The following is a 22946-nucleotide window of genomic DNA, read 5'->3' as shown; positions in this document are numbered from 1 at the left end:
TTTTAGTTTAGCTTAGGATTGAAAATAATATGATTAGTGTATTTGATATGTTTAAAGTGGGCGTTGGGCCATCCAGCTCCCACACTGTTGGTCCGATGAAAGCAGGCAAGCAGTTTATTGACGATTTAATCGAACAAGGTAAATTTGATTCGGTCGCGATCTTGCATGTGGATGTGTATGGCTCCCTTTCTATGACAGGACATGGCCATAATACCGATATTGCAATCATTATGGGATTAGCTGGCTATCTACCTCACGATGTGGATATTGATTTAATCCCAACATTTATCGAACAAGTTAAACAAACCAAAACGCTGTCGATTGCACAAGGTAAAAAAACGGTTAATTTCGACTGGGATACTAATATGGTATTCCATAATTCCTTTTTATCGTTGCATGAAAACGGCATGACCATTACTGCATTAGATGCTGATCGTCAGGTAATTTACCGCCAAACCTATTACTCCATTGGTGGTGGTTTTATCGTGGATGAAGCACATTTTGGTCAAGAGGAAGAAAATCCAGTGACAGTGCCGTATCCTTACCAACATGCTGAGGATATTTTAAAACATTGTCAGGAAAATGGCTTAATGCTTTCTACGATGATGATGAGAAATGAGTTGGCATTACATGGTAAAAAAGAGGTTGAAGCGCATTTACATAATGTTTGGAAAACTATGAAGGATTGTATTGAACATGGTGTTCATACAGAAGGCGTGTTACCGGGACCATTAAAAGTGACACGCCGAGCGCCGTCACTTTATCGTCTCTTGCAAGCCAATAGTAATCGTCTTGCAAATGATCCAATGCATGTAATCGACTGGGTGAATATGTTTGCCCTTGCGGTAAACGAAGAGAATGCTGCGGGTGGACGAGTTGTGACCGCACCAACAAATGGTGCTTGTGGTATTGTGCCAGCTGTGCTTTCTTATTACGAAAAATTTGTAGGACCGTTAACACAAGACGTGATTGAACGCTACTTATTAGCAGCAGGTATGATTGGTTCACTTTATAAGATGAATGCCTCTATTTCTGGCGCTGAAGTTGGCTGCCAAGGTGAAGTGGGTGTGGCATGTTCAATGGCTGCGGCGGGTTTAACAGAAATCTTAGGCGGTACGCCGGTACAAGTGTGCATTGCAGCTGAAATTGCGATGGAACATAATCTTGGCTTAACTTGCGACCCTGTTGGAGGCCAAGTACAGGTGCCTTGTATTGAACGTAACGCAATTGCTTCGGTGAAAGCGATTAACGCAAGCCGTATGGCATTACGTCGTACCACAAACCCTCGCGTAACCTTGGATAAAGTGATCGAAACCATGTATGAAACAGGTAAAGACATGAATGCTAAATATCGCGAAACATCAAAAGGTGGCTTAGCAGTGAAAGTAGTGTGTTCTTAAGGTTTCATTGATAATAAAAGAGCGATCATTTTTGACCGCTCTTTTTTATTTTCCTTTCACATCGATAATGATTACTTCCGATTGAGATCCTAATCGCATTGGAATGCCCCAGAAGCCATAACCAGAAGTGACAAAAACATGTGGATTGCCAATTTTTTCATGACCATAATCCAGACGATACATCATTTTCGTGATTAAACTGGCCGGGAATACTTGCCCTTTATGTGCATGCCCTGAAACTTGAATATCAAGCGGGAGTGAAGCATGTTTTTCAATATCTGTTGGGCGGTGATCCAATAGGATAGTTGGTAGGTTAGTATCCACCTGTTTTAGTAAGGTCTCAGTACTTGGTCTATCGTGAGCAAGATTGTCATTTCGTCCAATAAGCACCAATTCATTATTTAACGTTAATGTTTCATCTCTTAATACGGTAATACCTGCCTTGCGAATTTCTTGATCAATTCGATCTTGGTCTCCAAATAAATCATGATTACCTAGTGTGGCATAAACGCCCATTGGCGCTTTGAGTTTGGCTAAATGAGGTTGCATTTTTTCAGCTAAATAGGCATTGACGTTATCGTCCATAATATTGCCAGGCAGTAAAATGATGTCCACCTTTTCTTGCTGCATAATCTCAGCCAGTTTATCCAATTCTTTCCCGCCAAATAATTTGCCTAAATGGAGATCGCTTGCCATGCCAATTCGCAATGGTTTAATGGGTTTATCTAACGTAATTTCATAATGAATAACACGGGTTACATAGGCGTTATACACACTTAAGGTAATGATACCAATAAATAAAACTGGATAAGCTATACGCAAAGTGTGATCGATTTTTGTGATGGATTTGGATTTTCGGAAAAGAAAATGAATACATCCCACGGCGATACTCGCAAAGGTTGAAAAAAGCAATAGTGCGAGCACTAAAGCAAGAAGTCGAAATGCCGTAAAAAGCTTTAAAAAATGGCAAATAACCAAAACATTAGGAAGCAAAAAACTGGTAAATATGATAGATCGTCTTGCCTTTTTGGATAACGGTTTGTTAAGCCACCAAATCAGCGTTTTATTAAAAATATAAATCAGCAGTTGTAACAAAATAATAGCTGCCGTAAATATAAAGTAATAACGAGTTTCCATCAGTAATTCCTAAATAAAAGTGCGGTCGTTTTTGACCCAGTTTTGAAGTATGGAATAATAAATTTCTCTGTTCCCAAAGGCAATTTTTTTCGCTAAAATGCGGCTCGTTTTAGTTAATTTAAGAAGGAAAATCCAATGTTTGGAAAAGGCGGTTTAGGCGGCTTGATGAAACAAGCCCAACAAATGCAAGAAAAAATGCAAAAAATGCAGGAAGAAATTGCCCAATTAGAAGTAACAGGCGAAAGCGGTGCGGGTTTAGTCAAAATCACGATTAATGGTGCACACAACTGTCGTCGTATTGAGATCGATCCTTCTTTAATGGAAGACGACAAAGAAATGTTGGAAGATTTAATCGCTGCAGCATTCAACGATGCAGTCCGTCGTGCAGAAGAATTGCAAAAAGAAAAAATGGCGTCTGTAACCGCAGGCATGCCATTACCGCCAGGAATGAAACTTCCATTTTAATTCATCGGGTGTGTGAATTTACACGTTCACACACTATTCATTTTCTCCCATCATAAATATTATGCAAAGCAGTCCACTTTTAGAACATCTTATTGAAAACCTTCGTTGCTTGCCGGGTATCGGTCCGAAATCAGCGCAGCGTATGGCTTATCATCTCTTACAGCGCAATCGTAGCGGTGGGATGAATTTAGCACGTGCATTAACGGAAGCGATGTCTAAAATTGGACATTGTTCACAGTGTCGCGATTTTACCGAAGAGGAAACATGCAATATTTGTAACAATCCTCGTCGCCAAAATTCAGGCTTACTTTGCGTGGTGGAAATGCCGGCGGATATTCAAGCCATTGAGCAAACCGGCCAGTTTTCTGGACGTTATTTTGTTTTAATGGGGCATTTATCGCCTTTAGATGGTATTGGTCCAAAAGAAATTGGTTTAGATTTATTGCAAAAACGTCTGGTTGAAGAATCTTTCCACGAAGTGATTTTAGCCACGAACCCAACGGTGGAAGGCGATGCCACAGCTAATTATATTGCTGAAATTTGCCATCAACATAATATTAAAGTGAGCCGTATTGCTCACGGGATCCCTGTCGGTGGGGAATTAGAGACCGTGGATGGCACTACCTTAACCCACTCTTTCTTAGGTCGTCGTCAGATCGACTAATTTTATGCGCCTGTTTATTGCCGAAAAACCCAGTCTTGGGCGAGCTATTGCTGATGTATTGCCAAAACCTCATCAACGGGGTGATGGTTTTATTAAATGCGGTACTGATGATGTTGTGACTTGGTGTGTGGGACATTTGCTCGAACAGGCAGAGCCGGATGCCTACGATCCGAAATTCAAACAATGGCGTTTAGAACATTTACCTATCATTCCTGAAAAATGGATTCTGTTACCGCGAAAAGAAGTGAAAAAACAACTTTCTGTGGTGGAAAAACTTATTCATCAAGCCGATGTTTTAGTTAACGCAGGTGACCCGGATAGAGAAGGCCAGTTGCTGGTGGATGAAGTGTTTAGTTATGCCAATTTATCAGCGGAAAAACGTGATGGCATTTTGCGTTGTTTGATTAGCGATCTTAACCCAAGTGCGGTCGAAAAAGCCGTACAAAAACTCCAACCGAATCGTCATTTTATTCCATTAGCCACCTCTGCACTGGCGCGCGCTCGTGCGGATTGGCTGTACGGTATTAATATGACTCGTTCTTATACCATTCGGGGTCGCCAAGCCGGTTATGATGGCGTGCTTTCCGTTGGGCGAGTACAAACTCCCGTATTAGGTTTGATTGTTCGCCGTGATTTGGAAATTGAACATTTCCAACCAAAAGATTTCTATGAAGTGTTGGCATGGGTGAAAGAAGAAAAAACGTCTGAAAATCCAACCGCACTTTTTTCTGCACTTTGGCAACCGAGTAAAGCTTGTGAAGATTACCAAGATGAAGATGGTCGCGTACTATCTTTAGGCTTAGCCGAAAATGTGGTGAAACGCATTACCGAACAACCTGCCGAAGTGACCGAATATGTGGATAAGCGCGAGAAAGAAACGGCGCCTTTGCCTTATTCGTTGTCAGCATTGCAGATTGATGCAGCAAAACGTTTTGGCATGTCAGCGCAAAGCGTGTTAGATACCTGTCAGCGGTTATATGAAACCCATCGATTGATTACCTATCCGCGTTCTGATTGTCGCTATTTGCCAGAAGAGCATTTTGCTGAACGACATAAAGTGATGAATGCAATTTCACAGCATTGTCAGACTTATCAAACCCTGCCATCGGTGGTAGATACTGAGCAGCGTAATCGTTGTTGGAATGATAAAAAAGTGGAAGCACACCATGCAATTATTCCGACGGCTAATACGCGTTCGATCAATTTAAGCATTGATGAACAGCGTATTTATGAACTGATTGCTCGCCAGTATTTATTGCAGTTCTGTCCAGATGCAGAATATCGTAAAAGCAAAATTACCTTAAGTATTGCAGGTGGTACTTTTGTGGCACAAGCACGCAACTTGCAAACAGCAGGGTGGAAAGAGTTACTTGGCAAAGAAGACGAAGATGAAAATCAAGAGCCGTTATTGCCGATCGTGAAAAAAGGGCAGATTCTGTATTGCGAACGAGGTGAAGTGGTGAGCAAAAAAACGCAACCGCCGAAACCATTTACCGATGCGACGTTGCTTTCAGCGATGACAGGGATTGCGCGTTTTGTACAAGATAAAGAATTGAAAAAAATTCTGCGTGAAACGGATGGTCTTGGCACAGAAGCCACCCGTGCAGGTATTATTGAATTGCTATTTAAACGCGGTTTTTTGACCAAAAAAGGACGCAATATTCACAGCACAGAAACGGGGCGGATCCTCATTTCAGCTTTACCTGATATTGCCACACAACCTGACATGACGGCACATTGGGAAGCGCAATTAACGGATATCAGTCAAAAACAGGCGAGTTATCAGCAATTTATGTTTACGCTTAATCAAATGCTGCCGGATTTAGTGCGTTTTGTTGATTTCACCGCATTACGTCGTTTAAGTCAGATTTCAAAAGGTTTAAATGCGTCGCCAACGAAACGAAAAAGAGCGGTCAAAAAATCGGAAGATTTAAACGCTGAAAATTGATTAAACTTAATACAATTAAGTAAAAAAAATGGGAAAGCGCTTGCGAAAAGCGTGAATTTTATATAACATTTGCTCCCAGTTTTCTTGCGAAATCGCAATTTAGAGAAGAAAGAATAATGTACAATATTTTATTATTTGTTTATGTATTAATTTGTATCGCCTTAATCGGCTTTATCCTTATTCAACAAGGTAAAGGCGCGAACGCAGGTGCGTCATTTGGCGGCGGTGCATCAGGTACGATGTTTGGTTCTGCTGGTGCAGGTAACTTCTTAACCCGTACCAGTGCAATCTTAGCAACTGGCTTTTTTGTGATTGCTTTAGTGTTAGGTAACATTAACTCTCACCGTGGCAACGTACAAAAAGGTTCGTTTGACGATTTATCTCAAACTGCTGAACAAGTTCAACAACAGCAACAACAAGTTGCTCCAGCAGTTGAAAACAAAAATAATGACATTCCGCAATAAGGAATAAAAACAGAATAAACGCTCTGGTGGTGGAATTGGTAGACACGCTATCTTGAGGGGGTAGTGGCCGCAGGCCGTGCGAGTTCAAGTCTCGCTCAGAGCACCAACTATAAACCGACTTAATCAAGTCGGTTTTTTTTCGCCTAAAATTTGTTTAGACCGCTAGTTATTATCCCCTGTTTTAGTTACAATCGGTCAATTTCTTTTTCTTTAGAAACCCATTAGGAGAGCACTATGAACTTCCCTCAAATCGCCCAACAAGTGATTGATAAACTTGGCGGTAAAGACAACATCGCCACTGCAGCACATTGCGCAACGCGTTTACGTATTGTGTTAAACGATGAAAGCAAAGTGGACAAAGAAGGCATTGATAATATTGAAGGCGTGAAAGGGCAGTTTGCTGTCGCCGGTCAATATCAAATTATCTTTGGTTCAGGTACGGTGAATAAAGTCCATGCTGAACTTACTAAATTACTTGGTATCGGCGATGTGAGTAAAGCCGAAGTGGCTGAAGCAGCATCAGGCAATCAGAACTTATTGCAACGTTTGGTGAAAGGCTTAGCGGATATTTTCGTGCCAATCATTCCGGCAATCGTCGCTGGTGGTTTGTTAATGGGTATTCACTCCATGCTTACAGCGAAAGGTTTCTTCGTTGATGAATTAAGCGTGATTGATATGCATCTAGGTCTTGCGGATTTGGTGGACTTCATTAATACCATCGCGAACGCACCATTTGTGTTCTTACCTGTATTACTTGGTTTCTCTGCAACCCGTAAATTCGGTGGTAACCCGTTCTTAGGGGCAGCACTTGGGATGTTGTTGGTTCACCCTGCATTAGCAGACGGTTGGAACTACGCATTAACTCTTGCTCAAGGCAAAATCCAATACTGGAATGTATTCGGTCTTGAAATTGAAAAAGTCGGCTATCAAGGCACGGTTATCCCAACATTAGTTTCTGCTTGGGTATTAGCAACCTTAGAAAAAACCTTCCGTAAATTTGTGCCTTCTTACTTAGATAACCTCATTACCCCATTATTCTCGCTCTTTATTGCGGGCTTCTTAGCATTCACCGTAATTGGTCCAATCGGTCGTGAAGCAGGTTCATTAATTGCATCAGGCTTAACTTGGTTATATGACACCTTAGGTTTCGTGGGCGGCGCGATCTTCGGGGCATTCTATGCACCAATCGTTATCACGGGTATGCACCAAACCTTCATTGCGATTGAAACACAATTATTAGCTGAAATGGCAAATACAGGCGGTACCTTTATTTTCCCAATCGCCGCAATGTCAAATATCGCACAAGGTGCGGCCTGTTTAGGTGTGGCAGTCGCATTAAAAGATCCAAAAGTACGCGGTTTAGCGGTACCATCAGGTATTTCTGCATTATTAGGAATTACTGAACCGGCAATGTTCGGGGTGAACTTACGTTATCGTCAGGCTTTCTTTGCGGCGATGATTGGTTCAGGCTTAGCAAGTGCCTTTATCGCATTCTTCAATGTAAAAGCCATTGCATTAGGCGCAGCAGGTTTCTTAGGTATTCCATCGATCAAACCGGATAGCCTTGCAATGTACAGCATTGGTATGGTGATTTCATTTGTGGTGGCATTCACGCTTTCAGTCATTTTCGTGAAACGTGCACAAGCAAAAGCATAATCGAAATAAAAAAGAAAAAGCACGAGTTTAACCTCGTGCTTTTTTGTTTGGAAAAATGCAGTCTAAAAATGACCGTACTTTCAGTGAGAATTAGCCTTCTCGACAATTTAACCAAGCTGTTCTCATGCCTTGATTGTTTTTGTAATACACGGAATTATTTTCATGAGCGATTAAATCAACATAACTGCCATCAATTGGTTCATAAGAGCGATAAATCACTTCAAAACGATTTCCGCGTGCATTTAAGGTTCGATTTTCCACATGATCAAACGGCACTGCTTTTCCACCATCTAATTGGAAATAAATACCAAAGTTATCTTTCATGCGGCTTTCTCTTGAAAGTGGGAAGTAAGTGGTTAAATAAGAATTCGAACCTGTTTCTGAATTACGGCAAGAATAATAATAACGTTTGTAATCTTTCGGATTGTTTAATTCCGCTTGGCTAATGTTATTTTTAAGGTATCGCGTTTTAACGGTTTTCTTTGGTTGTTGTGTTGTTGTACAAGCAAACAAACCTACGAATGCAGCCGTGAGTAATGCTATTTTCAATTTATTCATCGATAAAGTTCCGAGAGTAGAGTGAATGAGAAAGGGAGTATGATAGCGGAAATTGGGGATTGTGCAATATAGAAAGGATAAAGTGCGGTGAGTTTTTGAAGTGTTTTTCTTGAATTCAGACAGAAGCAAGGAAAATATGCGACATACTTTACTAATGGAAGTTTAATTCTAAATTTTATTAATTTTTCACTAGTTGGAAATTAATTTCCATTTTGTGTATAATTCTCAAAAATATGAAATTAACTTCCAATGAGTAAAACTATGATCTCTCGTGAAAATTATTTACAACAACTGATTCAATTTAAAGATACTGATTTTATCAAAGTCATCTCGGGTGTTCGTCGTTCAGGTAAATCAGTGTTACTCATGCAATACCGTGATTACCTTCAACAACAAGGAATTTCCCCTGAAAATATTCTTTACCTCAATTTTGAATCTTTTGAATATCAATGGGTGAAAGACGCTCAAGACTTCCAACAGCTTATTCAAGAAAAAATGCCGTCTTCTCAAGAGAAAATCTACTTTCTGATTGATGAAATTCAGTTTGTGGAAGGTTGGCAAAAAATCGTCAATGCGCTTCACGTGAGTTTTAACACCGATATTGTGATTACGGGTTCCAATGCCAACTTGCTTTCCGGTGAACTTGCGACGTTGTTAAGCGGTCGGTATGTAGAAATCAAAATTTACCCGCTTTCTTTTAAAGAATTTTTGCACGCCAAAAATGTGGATAGCCAATCAAGATTGGTGGATAAACTCTATTCGGAATATGAAAAATATGGCGGTTTTCCCAGTGTTGCTATTGCTGATGAACCTTTAAAAGAAACGATTTTATCCGGCATTTTTGATTCTATCGTGCTGAATGACATTGCTCATCGAGCTGGTGTAAAAGATACCCATATTCTTAAAAGCGTGATTCTCTTTCTAGCGGATAACGTAGGGCAGTTGGTGAATCCAAGCAAAATTAGCAACACGCTCACTTCCGAACGTGTCCCCACTTCAAACCACACCATCAGCAAATATCTTGAGCTATTAGAAAATGCCTTTCTTTTTTATAAAGCAAAACAATACGATATTCGCGGAAAAGGTTATTTAAAAACCAATGCCAAATATTTTATTGTGGATAACGGTTTAAGACGACACGCGATTGGCAAAAAAGGCGCGAATTATGCCAATCGCCTAGAAAATATCGTCTTTATTGAATTACTCAGACGTGGTTATACCGTTGATGTGGGCAAACTCGACAGCAAAGAAATTGATTTTATTGCCCGAAAAGCAGATGAAATTCTATATGTACAAGTCGCCTTTGAAATCCCTGAAAATACCCACGAAACAGATAATCTTTTGCATATTAAAGATAACTATAAAAAGATTTTAATTACGGGAAAATATTACGAACAAACGGAGATTGATGGGATTGAAGTGATTTATGTGGTGGATTGGTTGCTGCAATAAATCTAAAAACGTTGAAAATTTTCACCGCACTTTTAGCTAATAGGCACAAGCTATGATCTTGTGCCTATCAGGGAAGATGATTCCACCATAAAATTAACGATATTTGCTCTGAATTAACGCATCTAATTCAGCAAGATTTTCAATTTTGTCCATATCACTCAAGATATCTCTAAGAATTTGAGATGTAACAATATAAGTTTTTCCATCTGTAGATTTTGGTATCGTTCTATTTAAACTTTTTAGAAAATCTCTAACTGGTTTATTGAATAATGGATATTCATGAGGATATTCTAAAGAAAGCAATTCAGATAGTAATGCTTTTCTATTTGAAATCTTTTTATTTTGTAAGTTGTTAATTTCTTTCTCTACTATATTATCCCTCTCATCAGATGAGGTTTTGTATATTCTATCTAATGCTTGGCATAATAACTTAAAGTTATCACGACTCCCACGTCTAGACCAATCAAATCTAGGCTGAAAACTGATACCTTGTTTTAATATTTCTTTTAAATTTTCATAAAAATTTTCGTGGCTTATTTCACCATTAGCGCATTTTGAAATTAGTTTTTTTAGTTCTTTTTGATGAATTTTATAGTTTTCAAGTTGTTTTCTTCTCGATGAAATTAACTCTTCATCATATGAGAGTAAATCTTTTAATGTTTTTTCATACATATTTAATTGTTCAATTCTAAGTGGTATTGCTTGGTTATATTTATCTACCCATTCTTTTGTAACTACTTTTGATTCTTTTTCAATACTAGATATCCATTTTATAACATCTAAAAATTGTTTCTCAGAAAGAAAAGTTAATATATTAGCTTCACAATTTGAATTAAATGCTGCATTTGTTAGATTTGACGAACCTATTAATGCATAGTATTCATTGTTACTATTTTTCCAAAAAATAGCTTTGGGATGAAATCCTTGAATATGCTCTGCAACAAGAAATTTTTCTTGAAATTCTGAAGGAAGCCAATCTAGTACATTTTTTATAGCTTTCTTTCTAGATAAACCAAAATCTTTACCAAATATAAATCTAAACTTAGAAGGTTTTATTTTGGGGTTAAGTTTTGTATTTATGTTCCACTCAGTTAGGTATGCAGAAACAATATATAATTCAATAGCCTCAGTAATTGCTTTTTGATAAAAATCTAATAATTCAGATTCATTTTCTTTTGTATGTAAAAATAATTTTGGTTCTTTCATTCTTGATTCCTCCCATATAGATTATTAAATTTCCTAAAAATATATTTTGCTTAAGATAAGATCATATACTATCTAGGTATTAAATTAGAAAACTACTTCATCGCAACACCTAACCATTTCATCATCTCTCTCTCATCCCAACCTTTACGTTTGGCATAATCTTGAGCTTGGTCTTCATCAATGCGACCGAGGGTGAAATAGTTGCTTGCCGGGTGGGTGAAGTACCAACCGCATACGGAAGCTGCCGGCCACATGGCGTAGCTTTCGGTGAGTTTCATACCGATACGTTGTTCAACCTCTAATAAATCCCAAATCAAGGCTTTTTCGGTATGCTCAGGGCAGCTTGGATAACCCGGTGCAGGGCGGATGCCGACGTAGTTTTCGTTGATTAACCCTTGGTTGTTGAATTCCTCTTGCGTGTAGCCCCAAATGCGGGTGCGCAGCTCGAAGTGCAGGTATTCTGCCATGGCTTCGGCGAGGCGGTCGCCCACGGCTTGTAGCAAGATGGCGTTGTAGTCATCGCCTGAGGCTTTGTAGCCTTCTACTAAATCCATTTCTTCAATGCCGGCACACACGGCAAACATGCCCATCCAGTCTTTTTTGCCGCTTTCGCGATCAGCGATAAAGTCGCTCAAGGCAAAGTTAAATTGGCTTTTGCTGTTTTTGCCACGTTCCGTTTGTTGGCGTAAGCCGTAAGCGGTGCCGATGGTTTGCGTGCGTTCTTCATCAGAGAAAAGCACCACATCATCGCCCACACGTTCCGCAGGGAAAATACCCAACACGCCGCTTGGGTTAAGTTTGTGGTTTTGTTCGAAAGCATCTAACATCGTTTGCGCATCATTCCACACGCGGCGGGCTTCTTCGCCACTTTCCGGATGATCAAAGGCATCCGGATAGCCACCCATCAAGCCCCATACACGGAAGAACGGCGACCAGTCGATAAATTTGCGCAGTTCGGCAATCGGCACGCTTTTGAATTCCACAATGCCGGTTTGGTTTGGCGTTGGCGTCACATAATCCGCCCATTCGCCACTAAAGCCGTCGAAACGGTTGGCGCGCGCTTCTTCAATGCTAAGTTGTTTACGTAACGGTTTGCGGTTGGCGAAGGATTGTTGGATTTTCTCGTAATCTTTCTTGAATTGCTCCCACAATGCCGCACGGCCTTCTGGGTTCATTAAAGTTGCACAAACCGTTACCGCTCTTGATGCATTTGAGGTATAGAACACACCATGTTGTTTGTATTTTGGATAAAGTTTAATCGCAGTATGCTCTTTCGATGTAGTTGCTCCGCCAATCAACACAGGCAAATTCAAACCTAAGCGAGTCATTTCACCGAGGAAATATTCCATTTCATCAAGGGACGGGGTAATCAAACCGCTTAGGCCGATAATATCGGCTTTTTCATCAATCGCCGTTTGAATGATCTTGTCTGCCGGCACCATCACGCCTAAGTCAATCACTTCAAAGTTATTACATTGCAATACCACGCTCACGATATTTTTGCCGATGTCATGCACGTCGCCTTTTACGGTTGCAATCACTACTTTACCGTTGCTTGAGCCTTTTTGTTTGGTGGCGTTAATAAACGGCTCTAAATACGCCACGGATTGTTTCATCACGCGTGCGGATTTCACCACTTGCGGCAGGAACATTTTGCCGTCGCCAAACAAATCGCCCACCACATCCATGCCCGCCATGAGTGGGCCTTCGATCACCTCTAACGGCGTTGGTAATTTTTGGCGGGCTTCTTCGGTGTCTTCAATAATATGTGTGGTAATGCCTTTCACAAGGGCGTGTTTTAAGCGTTCTTCCACCGGCCACGTACGCCATTCGGCCACAGAATCGACCGCACTTTCATCGTTGCTTTGGTTACGATATTTTTCCGCAATATCGAGTAATTTTTCGGTGGCATCAGGGCTGCGGTTTAATACCGCATCTTCCACAATTTCACGTAATTCAGGATCGAGATCGTCATAAATCGTGAGCTGCCCCGCATTCACAATCCCCATATCCATACCCTGCTTGATGGCGTGATAGAGGAAGACCGCATGAATAGCCTCACGCATCACATTGTTACCACGGAAGGAGAAAGACACATTCGACACCCCGCCCGAGATTTTCGCATGCGGTAGCGCACGTTTAATACGACCAGTGGCGTTGATGAAATCTACACCGTAGTTGTTGTGTTCTTCAATCCCCGTACCGATGGCAAAAATGTTTGGATCGAAAATAATATCTTCGGGTGGGAAGCCGACTTGGTTGACTAAGATGTTATAGGCACGGGTACAGATTTCTACTTTGCGAGCCTCAGTATCGGCTTGACCCACTTCGTCAAACGCCATGACCACCACAGCTGCACCGTATTTACGCACCAGTTTAGCGTGTTCGATAAAGATTTCTTCGCCTTCTTTTAACGAGATGGAGTTCACAATTGGTTTACCTTGCACCGATTGCAAGCCTGCTTCAATCACTTCCCATTTGGAGGAGTCGATCATCACCGGCACTTTGGCCGCATCGGGTTCCGTCGCCATAATGTTGAGGAAACGGGTCATGCATTTTTTGCCGTCGAGCAAGGCTTCGTCCATGTTCACGTCGATCACTTGTGCGCCGTTTTCTACTTGATCTATAGCAATTTCAATGGCTTCGGCAAATTTGTCTTCTTTAATTAAGCGTTTGAATTTTGCCGAACCCGTCACGTTATTACGTTCGCCCACGTTCACGAATAGACTTTCATCATCAATATTGAGTGGTTCTAAGCCTGATAAACGCATCGCAGTTTTAATTTCTGGCAGTTTACGCGGCGCAATACCTTGCATTGCATCCGCAAAGGCTTTGATATGCTCTGGCGTTGTACCACAACAACCACCGACAATGTTTACAAAGCCACTTTCAGCCCATTCTTTAAGGTGTGTAGCCATCTCTTCTGCACCTAAATCATAACCACCAAAGGCATTTGGCAAGCCTGCATTTGGGTGGACGGAAACATAGGTTTCGCTGATTTTAGAGAGTTGTTCGACATACTGACGCAATTCTTTCGGCCCTAAAGCACAGTTCAAACCGAACGTCAGCGGTTTGGCATGGCGAAGCGAGTTGTAGAACGCTTCGGTGGTTTGCCCTGAAAGGGTACGGCCAGAAGCATCGGTAATGGTGCCGGAAATCATAATCGGCAATTCCACGCCTAATTCTTCAAATACTGTTTCAATGGCTAAAATGGCGGCTTTTGCGTTTAACGTGTCGAAAATGGTTTCGATCATGATTAAATCAGCACCACCTTCAATTAAACCACGTGTTGCTTCTGAATAGGCATCCACCAATTCCATAAAGGTGACGTTACGGAAACCCGGATCGTTTACGTTCGGGGAAATGGACGCAGTGCGGTTAGTCGGGCCGAGAATCCCCGCGACGAATCTTGGTTTTTCTGGTGTGCTGTATTTATCTGCGGCTAAACGGGCTAGTTTTGCCCCAGCAAAATTCAGTTCGTAGGCAATAGGCTGTAAATCATAATCCGCTTGCGCAATGGTGGTAGAACTGAAGGTATTGGTTTCAATAATATCGGCGCCTGCTTGTAAGTATTTCTCATGAATCGCAGAAATTAACAGCGGTTGGGTCAAGGTGAGCAAGTCATTATTGCCACGTAAATCAACCGCACTTTCTTTAAAACGCTCGCCTCTAAAATCAGCTTCGGTAAGTTTATATTTTTGGATCATCGTCCCCATCGCACCATCTAAAATGAGGATGCGTTCAGCGAGAGATTTTTTCAGTAATTCGGTTTGATTATGTGGCATAGACAGCTCTTTTTAAAATCAATCAATATTGGTCGGAATAATAGGGATAAGCATGGATGCTGTCAAATAAAAGGGGAGAAAGTGCGGTAAAAAATGGAATGTTTTCAAAAAGAAAGGCGGACAAATTGTCCGCCGAATGGTTAGCAATATTTGCTGTCCGAGTAAAAAAACAGATTAACGTAAAAATGCCGGAATATTTTTTTCGTATTCACTGATGGCATCTTCATGTTGTAACGTCAAACCGATGTTATCCAAGCCGTTTAATAAACAATGACGGCGGAATTCATCCAGTTCAAAGTGATAGACTTTGTCACCTACAGTGACGGTCATCGCTTCCAAATCTACATGGATTTGTTTGCCTTCATTTGCCCACACCCATTGGAAGATTTCTTCCACTTCTTCTTCGCTTAAACGAATCGGTAACATGTGGTTGTTTAAGCTGTTGTTGTAGAAAATATCCGCAAAACTTGGTGCGATCATTACTTTAAAACCGTAATCAGCTAACGCCCAGGGTGCATGTTCACGAGAAGAACCGCAACCAAGGTTTTTACGTGCTAATAAAATGGTCGCGCCTTGATATTGTGGATAATTTAATACGAAATCTGGATTTGGCTTGGTGCCTTCTACATCCAAATAACGCCATTCATGGAATAAGTGTTTGCCGAAACCTACGCGCGTAATCGCTTGTAAAAATTGTTTTGGAATAATCGCATCCGTGTCCACGTTCGCGGCATCCAATGGCACTACTAAGCCTGAAAGTTGTTTAAATCCTGCCATTTTCTGCTCCTTAGTTTAATGTGACGTCACGAATATCAACGAATTTACCGAACATTCCCGCGGCGGCAGCCATGGCTGGGCTCACTAAGTGAGTACGACCATTACGACCTTGGCGACCTTCAAAGTTACGGTTTGAAGTAGAAGCACAACGTTCCCATTCGCCTAAACGGTCATCGTTCATCCCTAAACACATGGAACAGCCCGGATTACGCCATTCTGCGCCCGCTTCGATAAAGATTTTATCCAAGCCTTCTTTTTCTGCTTGTTCTTTCACTAAACCGGAACCTGGTACCACTAAAATACGTTTTACGTTATCGGCTTTTTTTCGGCCTTTCATGACAGCCGCTGCCGCACGTAAATCTTCAATACGAGCATTAGTACAAGAACCGATAAAGACTTGATCTACAGGGATATCTTTTAAATCAGTGTTAGCGTCTAAGCCAATATAATTCAATGCTTTTTCTGCTGAGGCACGAGTCACGGGATCGGTCATTTCTGCTGGGTTTGGCACTGGCTGATTGATACCGATTACTTGGCCTGGGTTTGTTCCCCAAGTAACCTGTGGCGCAATATCTTTCGCTTCTAATGTGATGACCGTGTCAAATTTCGCATCATCATCGGATTTTAAGGTTTTCCAATAAGCAACTGCATCATCCCAATCTTTCCCTTTCGGGGCATGTGGACGACCTTTTAAGTATTCGAAAGTCGTTTCATCAGGCGCGATTAAGCCCGCTTTCGCACCCATTTCAATCGCCATATTACAAACGGTCATACGGCCTTCCATGGAAAGATCACGAATGGCTTCACCGCAGAATTCCACTACATGGCCTGTACCGCCCGCCATGGTTGTTTTACCGATGATGGCAAGAATAATGTCTTTTGCGGTAATGCCTGGCGCCACTTTGCCTCGCACTTCAATTTTCATGCTTTTTGCACGGGCTTGTTTTAAGGTTTGTGTCGCTAAAACGTGTTCTACTTCGGAGGTGCCGATACCAAATGCCAAAGCACCAAAGGCGCCGTGGGTAGCAGTATGAGAGTCACCGCAGACGATCGTCATACCTGGCAAAGTTAAGCCTTGTTCCGGTCCCATCACATGCACGATACCTTGTTCTTTCGTGGTCATGTCGAATAATTGAATACCGGTCGCTTTCGTGTTTTTTGCAAGCTCCAATACTTGAATTTTTGCTTGGCCTTCAAGTTTATTCACATCGCGTACTTGCGTGGAAATACTGTGATCCATGGTGCCGAAAGTTTTACTTACTTGACGTACTTGACGACCTGCAACGCGTAAACCATCAAAGGCTTGCGGGCTAGTCACTTCATGGATTAAATGACGGTTAATATACAAAATCGGTGTTTCGCCTTCGGCTTCATACACCACGTGGGCGTCGAATAATTTTTCGTAAAGAGTTTTTGCCATAATTTTTCTCAATTCGTTAGAGTAGTAAGTGCGGTTAAATTTGACAGTGTTTTAAACCGCACTTTAATTGTTTTTGATTAGATTGCGTTAGCAATTAATGTACCCATTTCTGCGGTTGAAACAGGTATAGAGTCATCGGCTAAATCACCTGTACGGTGACCGTTTGCTAAGACTTTTTGTACCGCATTTTCAATGGCATCTGCTGCTTCATTTAAATTGAAGCTGTAACGCAACATCATCGCAGCAGAAAGAATTTGTGCGATTGGGTTGGCAATACCTTTGCCTGCGATATCAGGGGCAGAACCGCCAGCCGGTTCATATAAACCGAAACCTTCTTCATTTAAGCTAGCCGATGGCAACATGCCCATAGAGCCCGTGATCATCGCCGCTTCATCAGAAATAATATCGCCGAAAATGTTAGAGCAGAGGAGTACATCGAAAGATTCAGGCGCTTTGATTAACTGCATGGTTGCGTTGTCGATATAAATATGATCTAAGGTGACTTCAGGGTAGTCTTTCGCCACTTCTGTCACAGTTTCACGCCATAAGATTGAAGCTTGTAATACGTTGGCTTTATCCACAGAAGTGACGTGTTTACGACGTTTCATTGCCGCATCAAAAGCTGCACGCGCAATGCGTTCGATTTCATATTTGTAATAAACTTCGGTATCGAATGCTTTGGTTTGAGCACCTTCACCTTCACGACCTTTAGGCTGACCGAAATAAATCCCGCCCGTTAATTCGCGTACAACCACCATATCAAATCCTTTCGCTGCAATATCTGCACGTAATGGACAGAATTTTTCCAACCCTTTGTAAAGGGTTGCAGGACGAAGATTACAGAATAATTTGAAATGTTTACGCAATGGCAACAATGCACCGCGTTCCGGTTGTTGATCGGGTGGTAAATTTGTCCATTTAGGACCGCCTACAGAGCCAAACAAAATTGCATCCGCATCATCACAACCTTTTAAGGTGTCTGCCGGTAATGGGCTACCGCAATTATCGATTGCGGCACCGCCGACATAAAACTCATTGAAGTTAAGTTTGAAACCAAATTTTTCTTGGACTTTGTTTAATACTTTGATTGCTTCAGCCATGACTTCCGGACCGATACCGTCTCCCGGTAGAACTGCGATGTTGTATGATTGCATATTATTTTTCCTATTTCTTTCACACTAAAGTGCGGTTAATTTTCTTCATATTTTCTCCCCTCTTTTGTAAAGAGGGGCTGGGGGGAGATTTTAACGATATAAAATTCACCACTGAGGTTGATGTTACTTCTGCCAAATCTCCCCTAACCCCTCTTTGCTAAAGAGGGGGATTGAGTTAATGATGTTTATGATTCTTAATATCTGCCACCTTATGCGCACGATAAATGGCATTAATTGCATGAACTAAAGCAAGTGCGGAAGATTCAACGATGTCTGTCGCTAAACCAACACCATGGAATTTACGGCCTTCGTGTTCAATCACGATATCTACCTGACCTAACGCTTCAGCACCTTCGCCTTTTGCTGTTAAGTTATAGTGGGACATTTTGATATCTAAGCCGGTTAAATTCAAGATCGCATTGTAGACAGCATCAACCGGACCATTACCACCGATAGAAGAGGTACTTAATTTTTTACCATCCAATTCTACTTGAACAAAAGCAGTTGCTGGATATTCTTTAGTGGAGTGTGCAGAAAGTTTATCTAACACTAAACGATCTTCATCACCTTGTTGCATATCAATAAAGGCTAAGGCTTCCAAGTCATAATCGAACACTTGGCCTTTTTTATCCGCCAATTTTAAGAAGGCTTCATACAATTTGTCTAAATCGTAATCTTGTTCGGTGTAACCCATATCCGCCATGTGGCCTTTTACTGCTGCGCGACCAGAACGCGCGGTTAAGTTTAATTTCTCTTTCTTCAAGCCAATAGTTTCTGGTGACATGATTTCGTAGGTATTTTTGTTTTTCAACATGCCATCTTGGTGAATACCGGAAGAGTGAGCAAAGGCGTTTGCACCCACAATTGCTTTGTTTGGCTGAATAGGCATATTACAAAGTTGGCTCACCATTTGGCTGACGCGGTGAATTTCTTGCGTGTTGATACGTGTATCCACGCCCATAAATTCTTGGCGAACTTTCATTGCCATTACCACTTCTTCAAGTGAGGTATTACCCGCACGTTCACCAATGCCGTTGATAGTACATTCAATTTGGCGTGCACCATTTTGTACAGCGGTTAAGGAGTTAGCCGTTGCCATACCCAAGTCATTGTGGCAATGTACGGAAATCACAGCTTTATCGATATTTGGTACGCGGTTACGTACTTCAGCAATAATATTGCCGAATTGATTAGGTAAGCAGAAACCAACAGTGTCAGGAATATTTACAGTTGTTGCACCTGCATTAATTGCCGCTTCAACAATACGACAAATATTGTCGATACCTGTACGGCCTGCATCTTCGCAAGAAAATTCTACATCGTCAGTATAATTACGTGCATGTTTTACTGCGGCTACCGCCATTTCAACCACATCATCAAAGGTACGTTTTAATTTGGCTTCAACGTGTAATGCTGAAACTGCAATAAATGTATGGATACGAAACGCTTCTGCCACTTTTAAGGCTTCAGCTGCAGCATCAATATCTTTAATTACCGCACGGGAAAGTGCCGCAACACGACTATTTTTGATATGGCGCGCAATGGTTTGAACAGATTCAAAATCACCTTGAGAAGAAACCGGGAAACCGACTTCCATCACATCTACGCCGAGACGTTCAAGGGCTAAAGCAATCTGTAATTTCTCTTTAACGGTTAAGCTTGCTTTTAACGCTTGTTCACCATCACGCAAGGTGGTATCAAAAATAATAACGCGATCTGTCATAATGTTTTCCTTCTTTTATCACTCAAAGTGCGGTCATTTTTACCGTGATTTTAAAACGAAAAAACCCGCAATCTTAAAAGTGCGGGTTGATAATAGATTTTTTACATAAAGGTGTTTTTTATCCACAACTTAGCCGCACAAAGAATGTGAGAGCAGGAGGTTGAGAGATAAAGAAACAGCTTGGTACATAAAAAGATAATCCTGTAAAAAATTCTGTAAAACGCTGTCCATATTACGGATAAAAATGTTGCTGTCAAATCATTTATCAGTGATTTATATCTAAAATGAATATCTCTACACAATCTTAAAAGTGTATTTCTCTTAATATAAGTTTTTTATCAGAATTAATCTCTGAAAATGGCTTTTAAAAAGCTATTTTTGTCCTGTTTTATTCCTTGTTTCTGGTATGCCGATTTTTTCTAAAATTTTTTCTCTTTTTGCGATCTGAATCGCAGAATTAAGACAAACTTTTTATTTTTTGAAACCAATCTCGCCATAATTTTCTTTTTAAAGGAGAGAATTATGAGCGATTTTACGTCGATTTTGTTGCGATTAGCTCAAGTGCCCAAATTAGGCAGTGTGCGAATTCAACAAATTTTGGCCCATGTGAATATAGAAGACTTGTTAAATTATGATGAAGTGGCATTTCAACAAATGGGCTGGAATACTTTGCAGATTCGTCGTTGGTTTCAGCCTGAAATGAAATTCATTGAGCCAGCTTTGAGTTGGGCCGAAAAAGAAGGGCATCATTTAATACATTGTTTTTCAGATGACTATCCTTTTTTACTTAAACAAATTAGTGGTTTTCCGCCGTTATTATTTGTGAAAGGCAATTTGACCGCACTTTCTGCCCAGCAAATTGCCATGGTTGGGAGCCGCTATTGTTCGGCTTATGGGGAATATTGGGCAAAATATTTTGCGACAGAACTTTCTCTTGCAGGATTGGCGGTGACGAGTGGGCTTGCATTAGGTATCGATGGATTTAGTCATCAGGCTGTGGTGGATATTCGAGGACAAACCATTGCCGTATTGGGCAGCGGATTAGATCACATTTACCCCGCTAAACATCGCCGATTAGCCGAGCAAATTATCGAAAATAACGGGGCATTAGTTTCTGAATTTATCCCTACGCAAGCGCCGATTGCTGAAAATTTTCCTCGTCGTAATCGCATTATCAGCGGGCTTTCATTAGGAACGTTAGTGATTGAAGCCACAGAGAAAAGCGGTTCACTCATTACAGCACGCTATGCCTTAGAACAAAACCGCGACATTTTTGCCTTACCAGGGAATATTCAAAGTGAATACAGTCAAGGCTGCCATAAACTGATTAAGCAAGGGGCGATGTTGGTGGAAAATGTCAAAGATATTTTAGATAGCCTCAATCACAGCGTTGTTTTTCAGCCTCCAGTACATAATACGCAAATTAATAAGCCGATAGCTCAACCACTCACAGCAAAAACACTAGCCGTGGAACCAAGTCATCCTGAACTTTATCAACATATCAGTTATACGCCGATAAGCCTTGATGATTTATCTGCAGCATTGAATTTGTCGGTGGATTTGCTTTTAGTGCAGTTATTGGATTTGGAGTTACAAGATTTAATCGTCAATGAGAATGGACTCTATAAGCTGATAGCATAAACGGGGTAGAGCGATGAGGCAATCCTGTGCTAAGATACGGTTCAGTTTTAGAAAGGAGAACCTATGTTAGCCATTATTTCCCCGGCAAAAACCTTAGATTTTGAAAGTGCGGTCAGAAATCTTCCTGCTTCTCAACCACACTTGACGGATTATAGTGAGCAACTGATTGAAATCTGTCGTCAATTATCTCCCCAAGATCTTTCTTCCTTAATGTCTATCAGCGATAAACTTGCGGGCTTAAATGCCGCTCGTTTTGCTGAATGGACAAAATCTCACAACGAAAAAAATTCACGTGCAGCTATTTGGGCATTCAAAGGTGATGTTTACACCGGTTTGGATGCGGATAGCTTATCTGATGAAGATGTGCAATTCGCACAACGCCATTTACGTATGCTTTCTGGCTTATATGGCTTACTTAAACCCCTTGATTTAATGCAACCTTATCGCTTGGAAATGGGCACGAAGTTAGCGAATCCAAAAGGGAAAGATCTTTATGCTTTTTGGGGGAACATTATCACTCAATCCGTACAACAAGCACTTGATGAGCAAGGCGATCGTCTGTTGATCAATTTAGCTTCCGATGAATACTATAAATCAGTGAAAGAAAGCCAATTAGAGGCACAAATTGTGAAGCCTGTTTTCTTAGATAATAAGAATGGTAAATACAAAGTGGTCAGCTTTTATGCGAAAAAAGCCCGTGGTTTAATGTGTCGTTTTATCATTCAAAATCGTTTGGAACGTGTTGAACAACTGAAAGAGTTTGACCTAGGTGGTTATTGGTTTGATGCGACATCCTCAACGGAAAAAGAATTTGTATTTAAGCGAGATATCAATGAATAAAATCCTGGTTATATTGACCGCACTTTTACTCTCAGGTTGTGCGGCAAAAGTGAGTCAGCTTCAAACTCCTGAAAAAATTGAGTACAACGGCAAAACTTATAAACTTACCGCAAGCCAAGATTTGGATACGATTGCGCGTTATGTTTATCTTGCCGAGCCAGATACCTTAGAAAATTGGCAATCTCAAATTGAAGTGTTGCTTGATCGTGATTTATCCCGTTCTATTGAGCAACGCGTAGCATTGCGTGAGAAGGTATACCGTAATTTAGGGGTGAAAGATTTCAAAGTTCTTGCTAATTCAATGAATCCGAAAAAGCCCGCCACAGAGTTAAACGGTTATGTCATTTATGCTCCGACAGAACAAAATCCATCTTGGCAAGTGGATATTGCTAAGGGCAAAAATGTGCCACGTTGTGGTTTTGTGCAATATCAATATTCCCAAAAAGTGGAACAAGGTAAGAAATTTCAGCGTTTAAACACAGTAAAAATTGTGAAAAACTTACAAAAGTATTTGGTGGCGAAAGAAAGCAAGACATTACAAAAAGCCGATCTTTCTTGGAAATGTGAAAGTTATTTCCATCACTAAAACTTATACTAGATCAAATTCCACGTAAATTTTAAAAATTTTTCTAGAGCAGAAATAATGGATGGTGTAA

General features: G+C 40.9%; 18 protein-coding genes and 1 tRNA gene. 11 read left to right on the top strand and 8 right to left on the bottom strand.

Going from position 1 to position 22946, the window contains the following annotated elements:
• Positions 1–29 precede the first annotated feature (29 nt).
• Positions 30–1400 (top strand): L-serine ammonia-lyase, encoded by a 1371-nt coding sequence (locus DPV97_RS01915; protein WP_070715088.1) that lies wholly within the window; start codon positions 30–32, stop codon positions 1398–1400.
• A gap of 45 nt (positions 1401–1445) precedes the next feature.
• On the opposite strand, the gene DPV97_RS01910 is transcribed toward DPV97_RS01915, so the two are convergent.
• Entirely contained in the window at positions 1446–2537 is a 1092-nt protein-coding gene (locus DPV97_RS01910) for a metallophosphoesterase (protein ID WP_070715090.1), read from the bottom strand.
• Between the two features lie 135 nt (positions 2538–2672).
• Here DPV97_RS01910 and DPV97_RS01905 point away from each other — a divergent pair, with 135 nt between their 5' ends.
• The 6 genes from DPV97_RS01905 to DPV97_RS01880 all read left to right on the top strand — a co-directional run bounded on the left by DPV97_RS01905 (position 2673) and on the right by DPV97_RS01880 (position 7734).
• A complete protein-coding gene (locus DPV97_RS01905; RefSeq protein WP_005696839.1) occupies positions 2673–3002 on the top strand; it encodes a YbaB/EbfC family nucleoid-associated protein in 330 nt (109 codons plus the stop codon).
• A gap of 61 nt (positions 3003–3063) precedes the next feature.
• The gene (gene recR, locus DPV97_RS01900) at positions 3064–3666 is read left to right on the top strand and encodes a recombination mediator RecR (protein WP_070715092.1); all 603 of its coding nucleotides are present in this window, start codon (positions 3064–3066) and stop codon (positions 3664–3666) included.
• Between the two features lie 4 nt (positions 3667–3670).
• Complete coding sequence (locus tag DPV97_RS01895) at positions 3671–5614, top strand: DNA topoisomerase III (protein WP_070715093.1); 1944 nt, start codon at positions 3671–3673, stop codon at positions 5612–5614.
• A 116-nt stretch (positions 5615–5730) separates the two neighbouring features.
• Positions 5731–6078 (top strand): preprotein translocase subunit SecG, encoded by a 348-nt coding sequence (gene secG, locus DPV97_RS01890; RefSeq protein ID WP_049367934.1) that lies wholly within the window; start codon positions 5731–5733, stop codon positions 6076–6078.
• A gap of 20 nt (positions 6079–6098) precedes the next feature.
• Positions 6099–6184, top strand: a tRNA-Leu gene (locus tag DPV97_RS01885).
• 128 nt (positions 6185–6312) lie between these two features.
• A complete protein-coding gene (locus DPV97_RS01880; protein WP_070715096.1) occupies positions 6313–7734 on the top strand; it encodes a sucrose-specific PTS transporter subunit IIBC in 1422 nt (473 codons plus the stop codon).
• 90 nt (positions 7735–7824) lie between these two features.
• Here the strand turns inward: DPV97_RS01880 and DPV97_RS01875 are convergent, their stop codons facing one another.
• Positions 7825–8292 carry a hypothetical protein gene (locus DPV97_RS01875; protein ID WP_070715098.1) on the bottom strand — a complete coding sequence of 156 codons (468 nt, stop codon included), beginning with the start codon at positions 8290–8292 and terminating at the stop codon, positions 7825–7827.
• Positions 8293–8541: 249 nt separating this feature from the next.
• Here DPV97_RS01875 and DPV97_RS01870 point away from each other — a divergent pair, with 249 nt between their 5' ends.
• Positions 8542–9744 (top strand): ATP-binding protein, encoded by a 1203-nt coding sequence (locus DPV97_RS01870; protein ID WP_070715100.1) that lies wholly within the window; start codon positions 8542–8544, stop codon positions 9742–9744.
• 93 nt (positions 9745–9837) lie between these two features.
• Here DPV97_RS01870 and DPV97_RS01865 read toward each other — a convergent pair whose 3' ends face one another.
• The 6 genes from DPV97_RS01865 to leuA form a co-directional block, all read right to left on the bottom strand.
• On the bottom strand, positions 9838–10950 hold the full coding sequence (locus DPV97_RS01865; RefSeq protein ID WP_070715101.1) for a phospholipase D family protein: 1113 nt from the start codon (positions 10948–10950) through the stop codon (positions 9838–9840).
• Between the two features lie 92 nt (positions 10951–11042).
• Positions 11043–14735: a methionine synthase gene (metH, locus tag DPV97_RS01860; RefSeq protein ID WP_070715103.1), complete on the bottom strand. Its 3693-nt coding sequence runs from the start codon at positions 14733–14735 to the stop codon at positions 11043–11045.
• Positions 14736–14909: 174 nt separating this feature from the next.
• Positions 14910–15512 (bottom strand): 3-isopropylmalate dehydratase small subunit, encoded by a 603-nt coding sequence (leuD, locus tag DPV97_RS01855; protein WP_005696826.1) that lies wholly within the window; start codon positions 15510–15512, stop codon positions 14910–14912.
• A 10-nt stretch (positions 15513–15522) separates the two neighbouring features.
• Positions 15523–16932, bottom strand: a complete 1410-nt coding sequence (gene leuC / locus DPV97_RS01850) for a 3-isopropylmalate dehydratase large subunit (protein ID WP_070715105.1) — start codon at positions 16930–16932, stop codon at positions 15523–15525.
• Between the two features lie 77 nt (positions 16933–17009).
• Positions 17010–18086 (bottom strand): 3-isopropylmalate dehydrogenase, encoded by a 1077-nt coding sequence (gene leuB, locus DPV97_RS01845; protein WP_070715107.1) that lies wholly within the window; start codon positions 18084–18086, stop codon positions 17010–17012.
• 175 nt (positions 18087–18261) lie between these two features.
• Complete coding sequence (gene leuA, locus DPV97_RS01840; protein ID WP_046953339.1) at positions 18262–19809, bottom strand: 2-isopropylmalate synthase; 1548 nt, start codon at positions 19807–19809, stop codon at positions 18262–18264.
• A gap of 522 nt (positions 19810–20331) precedes the next feature.
• Here leuA and dprA point away from each other — a divergent pair.
• From dprA to DPV97_RS01825, 3 genes are all read left to right on the top strand, one after another.
• Positions 20332–21450 carry a DNA-processing protein DprA gene (gene dprA, locus DPV97_RS01835; protein ID WP_070715109.1) on the top strand — a complete coding sequence of 373 codons (1119 nt, stop codon included), beginning with the start codon at positions 20332–20334 and terminating at the stop codon, positions 21448–21450.
• 63 nt (positions 21451–21513) lie between these two features.
• The gene (yaaA, locus tag DPV97_RS01830) at positions 21514–22290 is read left to right on the top strand and encodes a peroxide stress protein YaaA (RefSeq protein ID WP_070715111.1); all 777 of its coding nucleotides are present in this window, start codon (positions 21514–21516) and stop codon (positions 22288–22290) included.
• A complete protein-coding gene (locus DPV97_RS01825; protein WP_070715113.1) occupies positions 22283–22876 on the top strand; it encodes an HI_0983 family protein in 594 nt (197 codons plus the stop codon). Before yaaA ends, DPV97_RS01825 begins: the two co-directional genes overlap by 8 nt.
• The last annotated feature ends 70 nt before the right edge of the window (positions 22877–22946 follow it).

The sequence above is a fragment of the Haemophilus parainfluenzae genome (genome assembly GCF_003253005.1).
GTDB lineage: Bacteria > Pseudomonadota > Gammaproteobacteria > Enterobacterales > Pasteurellaceae > Haemophilus_D > Haemophilus_D parainfluenzae_M.
The sequence above is the reverse complement of the archived record's forward strand: the minus strand, read 5'-3'. Positions and strand labels throughout refer to the sequence as shown.